Origin of the sequence: Thalassotalea castellviae (genome assembly GCF_031846185.1) — a bacterium.
In the GTDB taxonomy this organism is placed as follows: domain Bacteria; phylum Pseudomonadota; class Gammaproteobacteria; order Enterobacterales; family Alteromonadaceae; genus Thalassotalea_H; species Thalassotalea_H castellviae.
Map to the genome: position 1 here is coordinate 20,227 of NZ_JAVRIF010000011.1, position 18,692 is coordinate 38,918.

General features: G+C 37.7%; 14 protein-coding genes. 3 read left to right on the top strand and 11 right to left on the bottom strand.

Annotated features, from left to right (window positions below; translation table 11 throughout):
* Nucleotides 1-92: 92 nt before the first annotated feature.
* Nucleotides 93-362 (bottom strand): PGPGW domain-containing protein, encoded by a 270-nt coding sequence (locus tag RM573_RS15805; protein ID WP_311584205.1) that lies wholly within the window; start codon nt 360-362, stop codon nt 93-95.
* Nucleotides 363-489: 127 nt separating this feature from the next.
* Entirely contained in the window at nt 490-1,005 is a 516-nt protein-coding gene (locus RM573_RS15810; protein ID WP_311584207.1) for a hypothetical protein, read from the bottom strand.
* 121 nt (nt 1,006-1,126) lie between these two features.
* On the opposite strand from RM573_RS15810, the gene RM573_RS15815 reads away from it, so the two are divergent.
* Nucleotides 1,127-1,999 carry a DNA ligase gene (locus RM573_RS15815; RefSeq protein WP_311584210.1) on the top strand — a complete coding sequence of 291 codons (873 nt, stop codon included), beginning with the start codon at nt 1,127-1,129 and terminating at the stop codon, nt 1,997-1,999.
* Nucleotides 2,000-2,007: 8 nt separating this feature from the next.
* On the top strand, nt 2,008-2,631 hold the full coding sequence (locus RM573_RS15820) for a LysE family translocator (RefSeq protein WP_311584212.1): 624 nt from the start codon (nt 2,008-2,010) through the stop codon (nt 2,629-2,631).
* A 30-nt stretch (nt 2,632-2,661) separates the two neighbouring features.
* Here RM573_RS15820 and RM573_RS15825 read toward each other — a convergent pair whose 3' ends face one another.
* The 5 genes from RM573_RS15825 to RM573_RS15845 all read right to left on the bottom strand — a co-directional run bounded on the left by RM573_RS15825 (nt 2,662) and on the right by RM573_RS15845 (nt 8,566).
* Nucleotides 2,662-3,570 (bottom strand): class I SAM-dependent methyltransferase, encoded by a 909-nt coding sequence (locus RM573_RS15825; protein WP_311584214.1) that lies wholly within the window; start codon nt 3,568-3,570, stop codon nt 2,662-2,664.
* Nucleotides 3,571-3,648: 78 nt separating this feature from the next.
* Nucleotides 3,649-5,073, bottom strand: coding sequence for a sodium-dependent transporter (locus RM573_RS15830; protein ID WP_311584217.1), 1,425 nt, complete (start codon nt 5,071-5,073; stop codon nt 3,649-3,651).
* Nucleotides 5,074-5,295: 222 nt separating this feature from the next.
* Nucleotides 5,296-6,141 (bottom strand): HDOD domain-containing protein, encoded by an 846-nt coding sequence (locus RM573_RS15835; protein ID WP_311584220.1) that lies wholly within the window; start codon nt 6,139-6,141, stop codon nt 5,296-5,298.
* A gap of 117 nt (nt 6,142-6,258) precedes the next feature.
* On the bottom strand, nt 6,259-7,938 hold the full coding sequence (locus RM573_RS15840; RefSeq protein ID WP_311584223.1) for a M28 family metallopeptidase: 1,680 nt from the start codon (nt 7,936-7,938) through the stop codon (nt 6,259-6,261).
* 148 nt (nt 7,939-8,086) lie between these two features.
* Nucleotides 8,087-8,566: an Lrp/AsnC ligand binding domain-containing protein gene (locus RM573_RS15845; protein ID WP_311584226.1), complete on the bottom strand. Its 480-nt coding sequence runs from the start codon at nt 8,564-8,566 to the stop codon at nt 8,087-8,089.
* A gap of 142 nt (nt 8,567-8,708) precedes the next feature.
* Between RM573_RS15845 and putA the strand changes: the two genes are divergently transcribed.
* Nucleotides 8,709-12,536, top strand: coding sequence for a bifunctional proline dehydrogenase/L-glutamate gamma-semialdehyde dehydrogenase PutA (gene putA / locus RM573_RS15850; protein WP_311584229.1), 3,828 nt, complete (start codon nt 8,709-8,711; stop codon nt 12,534-12,536).
* Between the two features lie 114 nt (nt 12,537-12,650).
* On the opposite strand, the gene RM573_RS15855 is transcribed toward putA, so the two are convergent.
* The 4 genes from RM573_RS15855 to RM573_RS15870 all read right to left on the bottom strand — a co-directional run bounded on the left by RM573_RS15855 (nt 12,651) and on the right by RM573_RS15870 (nt 18,679).
* On the bottom strand, nt 12,651-14,024 hold the full coding sequence (locus RM573_RS15855) for a sensor histidine kinase (protein ID WP_311584232.1): 1,374 nt from the start codon (nt 14,022-14,024) through the stop codon (nt 12,651-12,653).
* On the bottom strand, nt 14,011-15,384 hold the full coding sequence (locus tag RM573_RS15860; RefSeq protein ID WP_311584235.1) for a sigma-54-dependent transcriptional regulator: 1,374 nt from the start codon (nt 15,382-15,384) through the stop codon (nt 14,011-14,013). Before RM573_RS15860 ends, RM573_RS15855 begins: the two co-directional genes overlap by 14 nt.
* A 135-nt stretch (nt 15,385-15,519) precedes the next feature.
* The gene (locus tag RM573_RS15865) at nt 15,520-17,943 is read right to left on the bottom strand and encodes an FtsX-like permease family protein (RefSeq protein WP_311584237.1); all 2,424 of its coding nucleotides are present in this window, start codon (nt 17,941-17,943) and stop codon (nt 15,520-15,522) included.
* Nucleotides 17,944-17,947: 4 nt separating this feature from the next.
* Nucleotides 17,948-18,679 carry an ABC transporter ATP-binding protein gene (locus RM573_RS15870; protein ID WP_311584240.1) on the bottom strand — a complete coding sequence of 244 codons (732 nt, stop codon included), beginning with the start codon at nt 18,677-18,679 and terminating at the stop codon, nt 17,948-17,950.
* Nucleotides 18,680-18,692: the final 13 nt, after the last annotated feature.

Sequence of the window (18,692 nt, forward strand, 5' to 3'; positions counted from 1 at the left end):
TAGTTAAACGTAACTTGTTAACTTACACTCACTTTCAATAAAGCGTACGAAAAAAGTACGCTTTATTAATGAAATACTATTGAGACATTCGATTATGGCTTTCGATATTTAAACCTAAGCCACATTTTATCAAGCTGTACCGCACTGTTTCTCATCAACCGTTGGCATCGTTTTAACCATACTTTTGCCCATTCATGCTGTAAACTTAGCAGTGCTAGTCCTAGTGGCAAAAATAATATTGCCGGACCTGGTAGTAGAATAAAAATCAGTCCAATCGCAACAAAGATAAAACCCACCAGTGATATCAAAGTATTTTTAATTGCTCTTCCCATCGTTTTCCACCTTAAAGTTGATTGTTGCATGATCACTAACATTGGTTTTGTCTATAAAGGTAAGCAAAAATCAATCCAAAAAAAATTAACATTAATTACAAGCGCTTGTATGATTCATTAAGGATTTAAGGTGTGAAAAACACCAAAAAATTGCTTTTTAATAAGTCATAGTTTGATATTGACGATCAAACTCAGCTTGTTGGCGTTGTTCATCTTCTAGACAAAATGCAAAAATTTTCGTTGATTTTGGCTGCTGACATTTTTTAGGTTGCTGATAATAATCCAGCCAAGCTTGTTGCTTTCTGCCTTTAAATTTAGCTTTAATCGTTAATGAACTTGTAAAACTTAGTGCTTTAGGATCAGATTTTGAAATCGAATGTAATGTAGGGAGTTGCTTGATACTTGCCATTGCTTTATTTGTTTTTTTAGTTTTTTTCTTGGTTTTTTTATTCTTAGCTGTTTTTAATTTTCCTTGTTGGCAAAGCCACCATTTATCGCGTGCTTTTTGTTCACGGTCAGCAAGCGAACGTCCTTTTTTATTACTATAACCGGCTCGCTGTTGCGATTGAATATTGCGAAGCTTATCCAAGTATGGCTGACACGCTTTTTTAGTAGCCCATACAGAGCAAGAGGTGAGATAAAATATAATGCACAACACATACATAAATCGCATGTTTATTTCCTTTTAACAATCCCTGTTAACTTTTCAGTGTAGTACATTTTTACTCTACTCGGTGAAAGTTAAATTTATCGCTATACTGATGTCATCAATTACAAGAACAAGGATGTTCATCATGTCAGTTATCAGTAATTTATTAGTTACGTCACTTAGTTTCATTATCTTTAGTGGTTATGCACAAAAACCTTCTAACGCTAGCTTAACAAAGCCTAGTTTTCAGCCTCCTATTCAACATGGCGTAGTCATGCAGGAAAATATCCGTATACAAGAATACTGGGTCAGTGAAAAATTAGATGGAATTAGAGGTTATTGGAATGGCACAAAACTTTTTAGTCGCTCAGGAAATGAAATAAATCTGCCTCCTTGGTTCACTAAGGGCTGGCCCAACACAGCCATGGATGGCGAAATATGGCGTGGTAGAAACGCTTTTGAAAGCACCGCATCTTGTGTCTCTTTGCAAAAAGACAATAATGCTTGCTGGCAAACATTACGCTTTATGATTTTTGATCTACCTGGACATAAAGGCACATTTTCCCAACGAATTATCGCGATGAAAACCCTTATTCGCCAAGCTTCTGCTCCATCTCTTAAAATGATCAAACAAATGAAAATAGCGAGCAAAGCAGAGCTTTACCAGCGTTTAGATCAAGTAGTAAAACAGCATGGCGAAGGATTAATGCTACATCATCAAGATGCTTTATATCAGCAAGGGCGCAGCAAAAAATTAATGAAACTAAAAAAGTATCAAGACGCGGAAGCACGGGTAATTCAACATATTCCTGGAAAAGGAAAATACCAACAAATGCTTGGTTCTTTATTAGTAGAAACTCAATCAGGGCTGCAGTTTAAAATAGGCACCGGCTTTTCTGATCTGCAACGTAAAAATCCACCCCCTATTGGCGCAATAATAACCTATCAATTTATTGGTAAAACTAAACGAGGTGTGCCAAGATTCGCAAGTTTTAAACGAATTAGAAATATGAATTAGGACGATTAATGGAATTTCATTTATGGCTATCGTTAGCTTTTATCTGTGTCATGGGCGCATTATCGCCTGGGCCTAGTCTTGCTGTAGTAGTTAAAAACACTCTTTTTGGTGGTGCTAAGCAAGGTTATGCCACAGCCATTAGTCATGGTGCAGGTGTTGCCTTATATGCGGCATTAACCGCTTTAGGTATTGGTGTGGTTATAGTGCAATCTCCGATGCTATTTTCAATCATCCAATATGCAGGCGCAGCCTTTTTAATCTATTTGGGTATTAAGGCGTTGATGAGTAAGAAGCAAAATTTTGACCTTCAAGAAGATCAACTAGCAACAGAAGTGAATCAACAAGTGATTAATGGTTGGAAAGACGGCTTTTTAATTGCTTTTTTAAATCCTAAATTAGCAATATTTTTCTTAGCATTATTTAGCCAGTTCGTTGATACCCAAGCAAGTTATCAACAAAAAATCATTATGGTTTCAACCGTTGGTATCATCGACACCTTATGGTATTTAATTGTCGCCTTTATGTTTTCTCGGGGACCAATATTAGAAAAACTGAAACGTAATAGTTATATTATCGATAAAATTACTGGCAGCTTTTTAATTCTACTTGCAGCTAGAATTGTCGTAAATTAAAGTCTTCATCAACGCATAAATGTAAAGGTATTAGGGTAAATATTTAAACCGTAATACCTTCAACCCCTTCCCTCTTTCTGCTTCAACAAATACCGTTGGATTGCTGATTTTTTCTTGAAAAATACAATCAGGGCATTCTCGGGCAACTTCGTCTAATAAAAATGATTCATCTAAATCAGGAGAATTTAAACACAGCAAAAGGTCTGCTTTCGGTTTAACTAATATTGGGATACGGCGAATGATTTTTTTGTAATCTCGCTCAATATCGACACTACCTTTTTGAAAGGACGGAGGATCGCAGATTAAAATGTCATAAGGACCATGTTTTTTCAGCCGACCGTAAGACTTAAAAATATCAACGCCTTCAAATTTTACTCGGCTAAGGTCTTGTTTATTTAACTTATGATTTTCACGTCCTTTGGCAAGCGCAGCTTTAGCCATATCAATATTAATAACTTGTTTGGCACCACCGGCAATACCGACAATTGAAAACGCGCAGGTATAAGCAAATAAATTTAAAATATTCTTATCTTTGCCATTATCTAAGAGCCATTTTCTCCCGTTGGCCATGTCCAAAAACAAGCCCAGATTTTGAGACTTTCCTAATTGAATATGATAATTCAGACCATGCTCTTCAACAATGGTAGCCGTAATAGGCTCACCCCATAACACCTCTATCGGCGCATATTTTTGATAACGATGCTGCACCTGAATTGATAAGCATTTTGCTTGAAAAGCTGCTAACTGTGATAACGCATCAACTTGTTCAGCCAACCATTGCTGGTCAACAGCTTGATATAAAGTGATAACAATTACCGGAGAAAACCAATCAACATTAATATGCTCAAACGATTGATAAGCATGTCCTCTACCATGAAAAATTCGTTGGCATTGGTTTAAATCACTTGTTTCAAGGTGTTGCGTAATATAAGAAATCATTTGCAAGAAATATAAAAAGAAAGGCCGAATAATTATATCAAATTACACGGCCTTTTTTACAGTTTGTTTAACGATTGATTAAAAACCAAAAAGATTTATCGCGAAAAATTTCGTCGCCACGGTATTAATAAAGATAAAGAACACAATCACAGGAATAAAGGTACCTAATGAAAAATTGACATATTTTTCTACCCAAGAGCCTGCATAGCTGTCACTCCCTTCAGATAGTTCAGCGGTAAGCTGTTTTTTCTTCCAGCGGTAACTCACAAAAATACACAATAAAAAGCCATTTAACGGCAAAATAGTGTCATAAAAAATATCGTAAACCACATCAAAGAAAGAACGTGAACCACCGGCATAGTTTGTGAACTCAGTGAAAAAGGCCACCATACCAAATGACACCGTTGCAAACACCGCTAAAGTACCTGCGGTCATTAATAAAATAGTTAATGCTTTTTTACGGCTATGACATTTTTCAGTCACTAAATAAGATACAGGTACTTCTAATATAGAAACAAGTGACGTGATAGCAGCAAAGAATACTAAAATAAAGAAAAATGCCGCCACTAAACTCGCACCGATATAGCCAATTGAAACCTGTAAAGCTAAAAATATTTTAGGTAAAAACGTAAAAATTAATGACACCGAACTATCACTTAGTTCCGCTGTATTTACATTTGGGTTAAACGAGAAAACAGCCGGTAAAATCATTAAACCAGCAGTAAAAGCCACTGCAGTATCAGTTATCGCTACTAACTTAGCAGAATTAGCAATATCCGTTTTATTGTTAATATAGGAGCCGTAAGTGATTAAAATCCCCATACCAAGCGATAATGAGAAAAACGCTTGCGAAAGCGCACCATTGATTACAGAAGGCGTGATTTTAGAAAAATCAGGAATAATAAAAAATTTCACCCCTGCCATCGAGTTTTCTAAAGTTAAAACAAAAATAACCATTAAGATCAGCATAATAAACAATGTCGGCATTAACACTTTGGCCGCTTTTTCAATACCGTCTTTCACACCCGCCACTAATATAAAATTAATGATGCCAGCCACAACCGCCATGGCGATAAAAAGATAAGGACTATTGATAAAGGTACCAAAACCTTCATTGCTCGCGAGAAAATCTAAATTTCCTGAAAGGGTTAACGCAATGTAGCCAAATAACCATACTGTCAGCACCATATAAAATACCGCGATCATAAATGGTGTTAGCACTCCTAAAAACCCAGCAGCCCCCCATAACTTACTGTCATTACTTAAGGATTTATATGCACCAACCGGTTCTTTTTGCGTTTTACGACCGACCGCCATTTCGGCAATCATAACCGGTAAGCAGATAAAAAATACAAAAAGTGCATACATAATTAAGAATGCACCACCACCGTTTTTAGCTGCGTTAACAGGAAAACCAACTAAATTACCGATACCAACAGCGGAGCCTGCAGCCGCCAAAATAAAACCGATGCGTGAGCTAAAATGTTCTCTAGATGCAGTCATGATGTCCTTCTTATAATAATTCTTACTTGTTATAATTTTTATTAAGCTATCTCGATATGTTGGACAGCCTTTATTTTTGATGCTCGATGCTAGCAAGGTTTCGTGAGAATGTCTTGCCTAACATTACCGTTTACGTAAACGTTGTGTACAGATAAGTTCACCCATTGCATTTACTCGAATAAAAATGATATTAAAACCAATGAATTAATATCTCTTACCTGATTAGCGTGTAAATAATTTCGCATCCATAATTTGTAAAATATTCGCGGCTTCTTGGCTGGCAAAATCTGCCGCAGCATTCAAATCATCGGTAGATATCGCTAAACTTTTACACAATGACTCATCAATCGTATCATCATAATTAAAAGTTTCAGGGTGTGAATCAACTAATGCTAACCGTGATGCTAAATATAGCACTTTGACATCTTTATTGATTTGAATGGTATGTGCTTCATTGTAATGGCGAATTGGTAAAATAATTTTTTCTGGAATTTGCCAAATTTTTAATAATTCTGCAGAAACATCAGTATAACTAAAACCCAATAGTTCATGCTGTAATTGCCAAGGTAAGTTCTCTGGAGAATAACCTTCACATTCTTTCGCAATTTCTGGGCTGATTTTAGCCACAATTAGCTCACCAAAATTTTGTAACAGTCCCGCAACAAAGAGACGTTCGATATCGCGAATTCCTGATTTTATCGCAAGGTTTTTCGTGGCTAACCCGCAAAAAACACTCATTCGCCAAAAACGTTTTAGATCGATAGCTTGATTTGAAAAATGCTTAAAAGCTGATGCTGCAACATCGACTAACATCATATTATAAATCGCTTGTGTACCAATAATTGTGATTGCACGTGATATGGTACTAATTTCTCCAGGAAAACTATAAATTGCACTATTGGCAATTTGAAGTAATCGCGAGGTCATTGAAGGGTCTACGCTGATCACATTGGCAAAATCTTCAATAGTAGAGCTTTCATCTTCCATTAACGATTTTACTTTAAAACAAGCATCTGGCAGTGCGAAAGAACCGTTTGCTTGAATCGCATATTCATGAGCATTCATCATTAATAATGTCCAATAATTTAAGTCATTTGAGTGTAACTGGTTGTACTGTTGAAGAAAACAAAAAAGCGCGACATTTTCATGCTGCGCCTTTAAAATGTTTACCCAATAAGCAAGACGTTATTGCGCAAAAGTTTTCCCAAAAAAGTCACCTTCATTCCATACTGGACGATTTTCACCATTCGCAATTTCAACACCAATCATCATGTTTACTTCAGCAAAACTAGCTGCAGCATCCCAACGGATCGGTAAATCAATTTGATCACTGTGTTGGTGATAATGATTTTTTAAGAAATCACCAAACATTTTACCACCATCAATTTCAGGATCTTTCGATTTAAAACCTGTCATTAAAAATACTGATGGAATACCCGCTTTAACAAAGCTGTAATGATCACTACGGGTGAACAAAGCTTGCTCTGGCATTGGATCAGGGCTCAAACTAATATCAATTTTCTTCGCCGCAGATTCAACAATGCTACCTAAAGTAGAGTGGGTTGAACCAAATGCGATTACATCAGCAAAAGGGTATAAAATTAATGGCATATCTAAATTAACATTCGCTACCATTTGCATCACAGGAACCGTAGGATTATTGGCAAAATAACTTGAGCCTAATAAACCTTTTTCTTCACCGGTTACCACAACAAATAATACTGAACGTTTCGGTTTTTCTGGCATTGAAGCAAGTAAACGTGCCGTTTCTAATAAAATTGACACACCAGAAGCGTTATCTAAAGCACCATTATTTATAGTATCGACTGCTTCACCTTCTTCGTGATCATCACCGTGTTTACTCACACCGATATGATCTAAATGAGCACTAAATACCACGTATTCATTTTTTAATACTGGATCACTTCCCTCAAGCGTAGCAACAACGTTAGGGCTAGTAATTTCTTCATGACGAGATTTACTTGCTAACGTTACTTTTGCGGCTAAATCGAAACCTTTAATGCTTTCATTGGCTGTATCACTTGCAAAAACATCTGCTAAGCTTTTTTCAGCACCGGCAAATAAAGCTTCAGCACTTTCGTGGTGTAGATAAGCACCACCTTTTATTTCTTCATATTTTCCAAATGGTTTCCCATCTTTACCGACCCAACTTAAACGTGGTGTACCAGCATATTTAGCTGACTTCTCAAAACTACGTACTTTTTCACGTTTTGGCGTATGAACAGTAATAAAACCTACAGCACCACGTTCCGCGGCATGACGGATTTTTTCACGACCTGAACCTAAATGTGCACCTTCTTCAGAAGGTAAATCATCCGGACGACCCGTTAATACCACAACAATTTTACCTTCAACATCTAAGTTATGGTAATCATCGTAACCAAATTCAGGCGCGATAACGCCGTATCCGGCAAAAACAGTCTCGGCTTGCACCATGGATTCAAGTTCCAGTGATGAACCAGACATAATAAAATCATCTTTGAAAGTTAAATCAACAGTTCCAGTAGCATTTTCAATGATCATTTTCGCACTGCCATCTTCTAAATAAGCTTTACGAAAAGTCACTTCTTGTTCATAGGTGCCATGATCACCTTGTGGCAATAACCCTAATTGTTTGAAATTTGATTTCACGTAATTGGCGGCAATTTGATGACCTTCACTACCGGTATCTCGCCCCTTTAACATGTCATCGGCTAAAAATTCAACATGCGCTTTAATACGTTCAGCATTAACCTTTTCTGGTTGAGCACTCACTGTTGATTCAGTTGTGGTGGCTTGCTGTGAGCAACCTGTTAATACAGCAAGTGACAATAAGCTTGCCGAAGTTAATAATTTAAATTTCATGTAAATCTCTTTAGATATGATTAAAAATGATTTCATAGCCAATAACTATGAAGTGCTTTTACTATATAGTTAGCACTGAAAGAATTCCAGTACCACTCATCGTAGATTTGTCACCACTAAACGATTCGCACTGTCGAGTTAATCAATATTAAATATTAATTGGTACGCCAGCATCTTGTTTAACATTTTCGGTGACAATATATGTATGGGTATGTGAAACTGCTGGCAAATTGACAATTTCTGATAAAATTTCTCGATAATCTTCAATGTTATTAAACAGAACTTTAATTAAATAATCAAAACCGCCCGCCACTAAATGACATTCAGCGACTTCTTCAATTTTCACCACTTCTTTTCGAAACTCGTTAAAAACATCGCCGGTTGTTCTATCAAGAGTCACTTGCACAAAAGCTTTCATACCAAAGCCTAATTTATTCGCATTTAAAAAAGCACCGTAACGATTAATAAAGCCTTCTTTTTCTAATCGCTTCATGCGCTCTAAACAAGGGCTCGCACTTAAATTCACTTTTTTCGCTAAATCAGTGTTCGAAATCCGCCCATCTTTTTGCAAAGTGTCTAAAATAGTTAAATCAATCCGATCTAAGGTACGTGTTTTAGCAGAACTCATATTTAAGCATTATCTATGGTTGTTTTCGTAATATTCAGTAAATTATCTTGTTATTTCTCGAAAAACGCAAACACATTCTGCGGCAATAGCTATAAAATTCGCACCAAAATTTGTCACCAATAAACTTTAATAAGGTACAATTATGCTATTCACTGGTTCATTAAATACACAAAACAGCATACGTCAAAAAATTCGTGAATTTTATCGCATTGATGAAAATGATGCCGTAGATCACATTTTACCATTAGCAGAAGTGAATGTTAGTGCCAGAAGTCGTGCATGGGAACGTGCACGTAAAATGGTGTTGAAAATTCGCCAAGACCAAGCAGGCAATGGTGCTATTGATGCTTTATTACAAGAATACTCGCTTTCAAGTGAAGAAGGGGTAGTATTGATGTGTTTAGCTGAAGCATTATTACGTGTACCTGATAAGCATACACAAGACGAATTAATTCGTGACAAAATTTCACAAGGTCAATGGAGTAGCCACTTAGGCAGCAGTGATTCATTATTTGTTAATGCTTCTTCGTGGGGATTATTAATCACCGGCTCTATGGTGAATTACGCCGACAAACGTAACCACGACCGGTTTAGTTTATTGAAAAAAACCATTGGCCGCTTAGGCGAACCTGTTATTCGTAAATCAATGAACTATGCCATGAAAATTATGGGTAAACAGTTTGTGATGGGCGAAACCATCAAAGCCGCCACAGAACGCGCTGCTACGAAAGAACAGCAAGGTTATGTCTATTCTTACGATATGCTTGGTGAAGGTGCCCGCACAATGCGAGACGCTGAACGTTATTTAAAAGCTTATCAGGATGCAATTGTAACTATCGGTGATGCCGCAGTTGCTTCAGGTAAGAATGATCCACGCAAAGTACCGGGTATTTCTGTTAAGTTGTCAGCGATTCATCCGAGATACGAATTTACCCATAAAGAACGTGTCATGGCTGAAATAGTGCCAAAATTAAAAGCGCTTTGTTTACAAGCCAAACAATACAATATTGGCTTAACGGTAGATGCAGAAGAATCTGAACGATTAGAAATATCTCTCGATATCATTGAAGCCGTTTTTTGTGATATTGATTTAGCCGACTGGAATGGTTTTGGTCTTGCACTACAAGCCTATCAAAAACGCGCTATTTTCGTGGTTGATTGGTTACGTGAACTTACTGAGAAAGCGGGCCGTAAAATGATGGTGCGTTTAGTCAAAGGGGCGTATTGGGATAGCGAAATTAAAAACGCCCAAAAAGATGGCTTGCAGCATTTTCCTGTTTTCACCCGTAAATCATCTACCGATGTTTCATATCATGCCTGTGCGAACAAACTTTTAGCCTACAGAGATACTATTTATCCGCAATTTGCGACACATAATGCTTATACTGCGGCAACCATAGTTGAACTTGCCGGTGATGATAAAGAAGGCTTTGAATTTCAGTGTTTACATGGCATGGGAGATTCGTTGTATGATCAAATAGTTAGCAATGAACACATCCAATGTCGTATTTATGCGCCTGTTGGTCAGCATGAAGACTTACTGGCATACCTTGTTCGTCGTTTATTAGAAAATGGCGCCAACTCTTCTTTTGTCAATGCCATTGTCGATGAAACACAACCTGTTGAATCACTATTAGAAGATCCAGTAGAAAAAACACAACGATTAAAAGATAAATACAATAATCAAATCACTAAACCTATTGCATTATATTATGATAAAAATGGTCAAGGACGTGATAACGCAAAAGGTTTAGATTTAACCGATATTAATAGCATCACGCCACTAAAAGAATCATTAGATCAGTGGCTAAAAGACAACTTAATCAATCATGATGATATTCCAACAGATGCGATTGCGGTAAAAAACCCGGCAGATCACAGCGAAATCATTGGTTTTCATCATATTCATAGCAAAGAAGATATGCTGGCGATGATCGATACCGCGCAAGCAAGCTTCGAATCATGGTCAAACACACCTGTTTCAGAACGTGCGGCTTTGTTATGTCGAGTAGCAGATATCCTTGAACGTCATACTGACGAGTTAATTGCTTTGTGTATAAAAGAAGCCGGTAAAGTCGCGCAAGATGGTATTGATGAAGTGCGCGAAGCGGTTGATTTTTGTCGTTATTACGCGCAAAGAGCTATTGAACTTGAAGCCGATGAACGTTTAGAAGCGCGTGGTGTGGTGTTGTGTATTAGTCCATGGAACTTTCCGTTAGCGATTTTCTTAGGCCAAGTGGCGGCCGCTATTTCAACCGGTAATACGGTGTTAGCTAAACCGGCTGAACAAACCAGTTTAATCGCCTTACGGACTATAGAGTTAATGAAGTCAGTTGGCTTACCAGAAGGTGTTGTACAAGCAGTCATTGCCCGAGGCAGCCAAGTTGGCAGCGTCATCATTCCTGATGAACGCATTCAAACTGTGATGTTTACTGGCTCAACCGCAACAGGAACGTTAATTTCACAAACCTTAGCAGAGCGCGGTGGCGATCAAGTACCATTGATTGCTGAAACTGGCGGTCAAAACTGTATGATAGTTGACTCTACCGCCTTACCAGAGCAAGTGGTTGATGACGTCATTTCATCCGGTTTTCAATCAGCAGGTCAACGTTGTTCTGCGCTGAGAGTGTTATTTTTACAAGAAGATATTGCTGACAATGTCATTACGATGCTCAAAGGCGCATTAGCAGAATTACATGTGGGAGATCCTGCTCAATTAAGCACAGATATCGGCCCCGTGATAGATCAAAAAGCGCTTGATGCACTCAATGCTCATAGTGATTATATGCAATCAAAGGGGCAGCTTTTATATCAGTGTGAAGTATCGACTGAATCAAAAGAAAACGAACATTTCTTTTTTGCACCTCGTCTTTATGAAATTAATGATATTGATGTATTGCAACAAGAAGTCTTTGGACCTTGTGTACACGTTGTGCGTTTTAAAGGCAATGAAATAGAAGCGGTTATTGATAAAGTAAATGGTACTGGTTTTGGTTTAACTATGGGGATACATACCCGTATAGAAAAGCGAGCGTTTGATTTAGCTAAACTTTCACGTGCCGGTAATATTTATATTAACCGCAATATGATTGGTGCAATTGTCGGGGTTCAACCTTTTGGTGGCCGTGGACTTTCAGGGACAGGACCAAAAGCAGGTGGACCAAATTATTTAACTCGATTAGTGAAAGAAAAAGCGACACCAAATCCAGAGCAATTTAACTTATTACCTGCGCAAGTAGACGCGTTAGATGGTGGTGAAGAATCAGTTAAAGAAGCTAAATTAATGATGGAAAAAGCAGCTTCTGCTGAAAAAAATTGGCGCTTAACCGATTTAAATACCCGTATTTCTTGTGTACGTCAGCTGTTAGCAAAAATCGCTCATGTGGGTATTGTTGATGAATTAGCTGAAGATTTAGATAGAACCTTAATGTCGGCTCGTTCGCAGTTAATCAATATTGAAAAACGGTTGAAAAAACCAACGTTATTGCCGGGGCCAACAGGGGAATCTAATGTTTTATACCTGGAAAACCGCGGTAACCTGATTTGTTTTGCCGATAAAAATGTAACTTTCCACTTTTGGGTGTTATCGATTGTAACGGCGTTAGCAACAGGTAATACGGTTATTACCGTAGTTTCGGACTTATTTTACGATGAAGCATTAGCGTTTAGAGATAAATTTATTGCCACCGGTGAAGATAAAAATGTTTTCCAAGTAGCTCGATTACGTCATTTATCCACTATGTTAGAACACCCTGCTCTTTCCGGCATTGTGGTAGACAGTTCGTGTGACCGTAAACATTTCTTCAGTGAAAAATTAGCGGAACGCCAAGGTGCGATATTGCCGGTGATCAGTTCTGAATATTTAGATAATTTAATTCAGCGCTTAACGACCGAAAAAACCATCAGCATTGATACAACGGCGTCGGGTGGAAACACTTCTTTAATGACCTTGATTGAAGAAGACGAATAATCAACTGAACAACAAAGGCTCTATCAATCATAGAGCCTTTTTTATCTTTCAAAGCTAAGTGACAAATCACAACCGCTTCAACAAATTAAATTTAAAGCAGTTATTTAACACCAGTTAACTGAAGTTAACGTATTCAATAGCGGGCAAAGATAACGTAACAGCAACACCTTTGTTCTTCACTCCGACATTTTTCAATTTTATTAAGCCGTTATGATTAAACATTATTTGCCGACATAACGTCAGTCCAATACCACTGCCTTTATTTTTTGTCGTGTAAAATGGCACAAAAACATTCTCTAAGTTGGCAATGCCAGCGCCCTGATCTTCAATAATAATATGCTGCCAAGCACCTTCTTGATAAGAATTTACCTGAATGACTTTTTCACTTTGAAGTTCCATGGCTTCGACAGCATTTTTGAAAATATTAATCAATACTTGCTCAAATTGATTTTTATCAACGTGAATCATTAATTTTTCATCAATAACCGTGTTAACTTCACACATTGGGAATAACGCAGCGAGGTTATCAAGCATAATCTTCAGAGAAATGTTGGAAACGTTTGGTTTTGGTAAATGTGCTAACTGGCTATAACTTGCGATAAATTCACTTAATGATCCAGCCCTTTCATTAATAATACCTATGCCATCAAGTAACGATGTTTGTTGCTTTTCATCGGCTAATTTTTGCAGCTTTGACTGCATGGTTTGACTAATGGCCACAATAGGGGTTAATGAATTATTCAACTCATGGCTTAATACCCGTAATAAGCTTTGCCAGGCTTTTCGCTCTTTTTCCATAAGCAAACGTTCTGCATTCGTTAGCATATAAAGTTGATGCTTTTTGCCTTCACTTAAAAAAGACTCTTTCAATAAAAAATGTTCGCCGGTTAATTGGGTGTGACTAAAATCAACAATGCCAGACGTAGCATGTTCAATTTCTCCACCAATTAAGGTGGAGGAAAGCTGAATTTTTTCAATATTCTCCACATTCCCTAGCACTAATTTTTTAGCGGAAGCATTGGCCATGACAACCAACCCTGTTTCGTCGGTGGCTAAGACAATGGCATCCATTTGCTCCATGATGCGCTCTAGCAATAATCGAGACTCTTTCGCTTCAATTTTATGTTGCGATAATGTATCAGCCAACTCATTAATTAAATTGAGCAATTCTTGAAACGCTTGATTGGTTTGTAGTCGCCCTCTTAAGGTATAATCGCCATCAATCATCGACTCAATTAAATTGGACAATGTACGAATTTGATAATCAGAATTAAGTTGACTTGCCACCACAACATAGCTGCATAACAAGGTAAGAATGATGATAATAAACGCGATTAAGTAAATAGAAATTTCTGCTAATAGCAACGCGCTTATCGTCATAGCAACACATGGAATACAAACCAAGAGCACTAACTTGAGCTGATTATCACCTTGGTAATATTTAGCGTTACCCAATAACCACTGACGAGCCGACTTAAACAAGTTCATATTTACTCAATCGTCGGTAATATCCACTGCGACTTAAGCCAAGTGACTTAGCTGTTTCCGTAGCATTACCACGGAAAAACGCTAATCGTTTAATAAGCGCTTTACGCTCAATAGCTTCAAGACTCAAGCTAGGATCGTCAAGAGATTCGTGGTTATTTTCCACTACTTTTAACATTAAATCATCCGCATCAATAGACGATTTTTTACAGGTAAATAATACCCGTTCCATCAAATGACTTAACTCGCGAATATTACCCGGCCAATGATATTGTTGTAGGGCAAGTACCGCTTGGTCAGTTAATTGAGGTAATGTACGATGATATTTAGAGCTGAACTGTATCAGGAAATGCTCAGCCAGCGCAGGAATATCTTCAAGACGTTCATTGAGTGATGGTACACGCAATTCAATGGTATTGAGTCGATAATATAAATCTTCTCTAAATTGATTATTTTTAATATCAGCTAATAAGTCGCTATTGGTTGCAGAGATAATTCTGACATTCGCTTGTAATGATTTGCTACTGCCAACAGCTTCAAATTTTTGCTCTTCTAAAACCCGCAATAATTTTGCTTGCTGGGCGATAGGTATATTGGCTAACTCATCTAAAAACAAAGTTCCTTGCTCAGCCATTTCAAAACGACCGACACGGTTTTCTTTGGCATCGGTAAATGCCCCTTTAACATGCCCAAACATTTCGCTTTCAAATAACGATTCAGGAATAGCCCCCATATTTACCGGCACAAAAGAATGCTTTGCACGATTTGAAACTTGATGTACGTATGAAGCTAACATGCTTTTGCCAGTACCATTATCTCCAGTCAGTAAAATACTCATTTCACTTTGTGCTAAATCATCAAGGGTTGATAACAGGTTTTGCATGACCGGCGATTGAGCGATAATACCTTCTCGATTGCTCGGATGAGCTTGCGAAGTGAGTAAGTGGTTTTGCTGGCTAAGTCGTTGCGCTTTTTTATCGGATTGCGCTAATGCCAATTGATTCGCAATTGCACTGAGCATACGTTCATTTTTCCAAGGCTTTTGAATAAAATCTTTTGCCCCCGCTTGCATTGCTTCCACGGCAATGTCTATGGTTGCCCACCCTGTCATCACAATAATAGGGATATTCAGTTCGAGTGCCGTAATAGCCGATACTAACGAAATCCCCTCTGAACCGGAGGTAGTATCATGTTGAAAGTTCATATCAAGTAACACCAGATCTACTACATGATTTTTAATACTTTCCAAAGCCGCTTCTGGTGTCGTTACCGCTAAAATGTCGAAGCCTTCATCGGCAAGGACAAATTTTAAACTGGCAATGATATTGATATCATCATCTGCAATAAGGATTTTTTTAGTCACTATAAGGTTCATTTCCGAAGTTATTTATTCACTTTAAGTAATATTCACTCAAGGAACAAGCATTGGTTCAAGATGAAAAGCAGATAAACTTGCTGTGTTATCTGCTTGTTTCAATCTCATGGTTAACGCGCTAAGTTATTCATATCTGAGCGCTAAACTCGGCTCCATCTTTACGGCTCTTCTGGTCGGTAAATAGGTCGCAAACATCACCACTAATGATAAGCCCACCGCCACAACAACCGCCTGCATAAAATAAATAGTTATTGGAAAAATTCCTTCAGTAAATTTATGGAAACCAAAGGCAAGAAGATAAAATAATACCATTGCTAATCCAAGACCTATTAATAATTGTTTAGCACCTTGTTTTAAAAACATTTGAATAATACTTTTATCACTGGCGCCAACGGCTCTTCTGATCCCTACTTCATGAGTACGTTGTGCCACGGCATTTGCCGTTAGGCCGTAAATACCTACCATTGCCAATAATAAGGCAAAAAAGCCTGTTCCAAAGGTAATATTCGACATTAACCGCATGGAATCACGCATCATATTTCTATTTTTATCTGAAGGTTGAACTTCATAATCTAATTCAATATTTCTATCGGTTTGGAACATGGCTTGGTAAAAAATTTCACCTCTATCTTTCGTATCAGGATGAACACGATAAAACAATATTTGAGACGCATCGGAAAACTGAAGCCCTGATAAATAGATTTCATCGGCGCTATCACGCTTACCAAACATTTTACTGGCATTCATGCGATTACTTACCACACCAACAATCACGACTTTCTCATCTTTATCGTTCACTGTGATCAAAAGACTTTTCTCTAGTGGCGACTCACCTGGCCAATAACGGTTAGCCATTGACTGACTAATAATGGCAACTTTTTGCTGGCCTAGTTTGTCATTATGCGTAAATTGTCGTCCCGCTTTCAGTGAAATACCAACCGTAGCACTATCACCAATCACACTGATGGTATCAACTTTTGGTTTCTCTTCTTCTGATTGGTATTCGTGCCCATCAAGACTAATTGCGGAAGAGCCCATCCAATTGTGAGTGATCACATCCACAACTTGAGGGTGAGATTTCAGTCGTTCAATTAGTTCACTTAATAGCGCTAATTGTTGTGGCTGATCCGTATATTTTAATTCCGGTATAGTAAAACGAGCGGTCATCACATCTTGGTAATTATCGCCCATTTCCATGTTAATAAATTTATGGGCAATAAAAGCAGATATCGACCCGATAAGCATTAACACGGCCACTAAAAACACTTGCGTAGTCACTAATATTCGAGAAAAACGTCCTGACTTTTTACTCTGTGCTCCTCTTGTACCATCTCTTAATACTAAGTTGATATCTTGATTTGCCGACCGCCAAGCGGGTAAAAAAGTCGATAACAAAATGGTAACTAAAGTAAATAAAATAGCCATCGCTAATGTTTCACTATCCATACCATAGTGCCACCAAAACGCACCACCATTGGGTAACCATGAACTTAGCACAACTTCGGTATAGTCAAGCACGGCTGCCACTAATAACACGGAAAGCAATGCACCTAGGCATGTTATAAGCGTTCCTTCCCACATTAACTGACTGACTAATCGTTTTGTTTTTGCACCTAAAGCGGCTCTGATGGCCGTTTCTTTTTGTCGTTCAATGGTTCGTGCGAATAATAAATTACCGACATTAATACAGGCCAGTAACAAAATTAACCAAGAAATAAGCATTAAGAAAGCAAATACAATATTGCCATCATTACCTGTTTGAGCCATTTGAAACGTCATGAGTTGCACGGTTTTATTTAATTCTGGCAAGCCATACAATTTAACATTTTCCTGATATATTTGATTGATGGCTTGGCCAAGCTCTTGCTCAGCTTGTGCAATTTCAACCCCTTGTTTTAATCGGGCATAGGCAAAATAACTGGTGCTTTTTTCAGGATCATCATTGAAGTATTCATTGGTTAATGGCAACCAAATTTGCGAAGAATGAGGGAATCGATAAGCCTTTGGCATGACACCAATAATTTCGGTGATTTGACCATTAATCACCATGGTTTTTTCTAAGATATCGTTGCTTCCTTGGTGATCCGCTTGCCATAATTCATAGCTGATTAATGCCACAGGTTTTGCACCTTCGAGCAGGTCACTATCTTGTATCACTCGGCCTTGGATCGGCAGTACACGGCTAAATTCGAGAAAGCCAGGGCGAATATAGCTACCAGAATAATTCTTTCCTGATTGTTCAACCGAAACGCGAATATTGGCATTTTCATAAATACCAAATTCGTCAAAACTAGATAAATCATTTTTTACATTTTCAAATTCATAACCCGTGATATGTCGAAACCTTTCATTATGATAAACCGTAACAGATTTTGCCGTCGTACCTTCCGGAATAGGCAAAGGTTTATATATGGTTGAATAGAGAAACGAAAAGGTAAATAAGCTTATGGATAAACCACCAATTAACACACCAATAGTCATGGCGGTAAATTTTGGCGATTGAAACAATAAGCGCACGGCATATTTTATATCGATAAACATTGACATTTTGTTACCCCACAGCAATTTCATCAGGACTAACCGTGGCTGACTTAGGCTTAGTAAAATGATCTTTAATCAACTGACCATCAAACATTTCTAAACAACGATTCGCTCTATTAGCGGATGCATGATCATGGGTTACCATGCAAATAGTAGCGCCATCTTGATGTAAAACATCAAATAACTGTAAAACAGCTTCGGCATTTTTAGAGTCTAAGTTACCTGTTGGCTCATCAGCTAATATAATACTAGGATCATTGACCAACGCACGTGCAACGGCCACACGTTGTTGTTGACCACCGGATAATTGCGAAGGAAAGTGATTTTTTCGATGGCTCATCTCAACCTTAGTTAAAACCTCGTTAACTTTTTCTTCCATAAATTGTTTAGATTTATGCGTTTGATAAGTTAACGGCAACATCACATTTTCAAAGACGGTTAAATCTGAAATTAAATTAAACGATTGAAAAACAAAGCCAATTTGTTCAGACCTAATCGTTGCGCGTTGGTCACGAGTTAATGAAGAAACATCATTATCGGCTAATAAATATTGGCCACCGCTTGGCGCATCGAGCAAACCTAGCAAAGATAATAACGTTGATTTACCACAGCCAGATTGCCCACTTAAAGCAATGTATTCACCTTTATTAATCACTAAATTAATATCATTTAATGCGCGGGTTTCTATCTCTTCTGTGAAAAAAGTTTTACTGATATTTTTTAAGGTAATTAATGGTGTCATAATTTTTATCTCT

Bases quoted from the DNA above. Each gene is read 5' to 3' on its own strand.
- RM573_RS15835 (WP_311584220.1), bottom strand. From the start codon at position 6,141: ATGATGAATGCTCATGAATATGCGATTCAAGCAAACGGTTCTTTCGCA.
- RM573_RS15845 (WP_311584226.1), bottom strand. From the start codon at position 8,566: ATGAGTTCTGCTAAAACACGTACCTTAGATCGGATTGATTTAACTATT.
- RM573_RS15805 (WP_311584205.1), bottom strand. From the start codon at position 362: ATGCAACAATCAACTTTAAGGTGGAAAACGATGGGAAGAGCAATTAAA.
- RM573_RS15830 (WP_311584217.1), bottom strand. From the start codon at position 5,073: ATGACTGCATCTAGAGAACATTTTAGCTCACGCATCGGTTTTATTTTG.
- RM573_RS15855 (WP_311584232.1), bottom strand. From the start codon at position 14,024: ATGAACTTGTTTAAGTCGGCTCGTCAGTGGTTATTGGGTAACGCTAAA.
- putA (WP_311584229.1), top strand. From the start codon at position 8,709: ATGCTATTCACTGGTTCATTAAATACACAAAACAGCATACGTCAAAAA.
- RM573_RS15825 (WP_311584214.1), bottom strand. From the start codon at position 3,570: ATGATTTCTTATATTACGCAACACCTTGAAACAAGTGATTTAAACCAA.
- RM573_RS15840 (WP_311584223.1), bottom strand. From the start codon at position 7,938: ATGAAATTTAAATTATTAACTTCGGCAAGCTTATTGTCACTTGCTGTA.
- RM573_RS15820 (WP_311584212.1), top strand. From the start codon at position 2,008: ATGGAATTTCATTTATGGCTATCGTTAGCTTTTATCTGTGTCATGGGC.
- RM573_RS15810 (WP_311584207.1), bottom strand. From the start codon at position 1,005: ATGCGATTTATGTATGTGTTGTGCATTATATTTTATCTCACCTCTTGC.
- RM573_RS15815 (WP_311584210.1), top strand. From the start codon at position 1,127: ATGTCAGTTATCAGTAATTTATTAGTTACGTCACTTAGTTTCATTATC.
- RM573_RS15870 (WP_311584240.1), bottom strand. From the start codon at position 18,679: ATGACACCATTAATTACCTTAAAAAATATCAGTAAAACTTTTTTCACA.
- RM573_RS15865 (WP_311584237.1), bottom strand. From the start codon at position 17,943: ATGTCAATGTTTATCGATATAAAATATGCCGTGCGCTTATTGTTTCAA.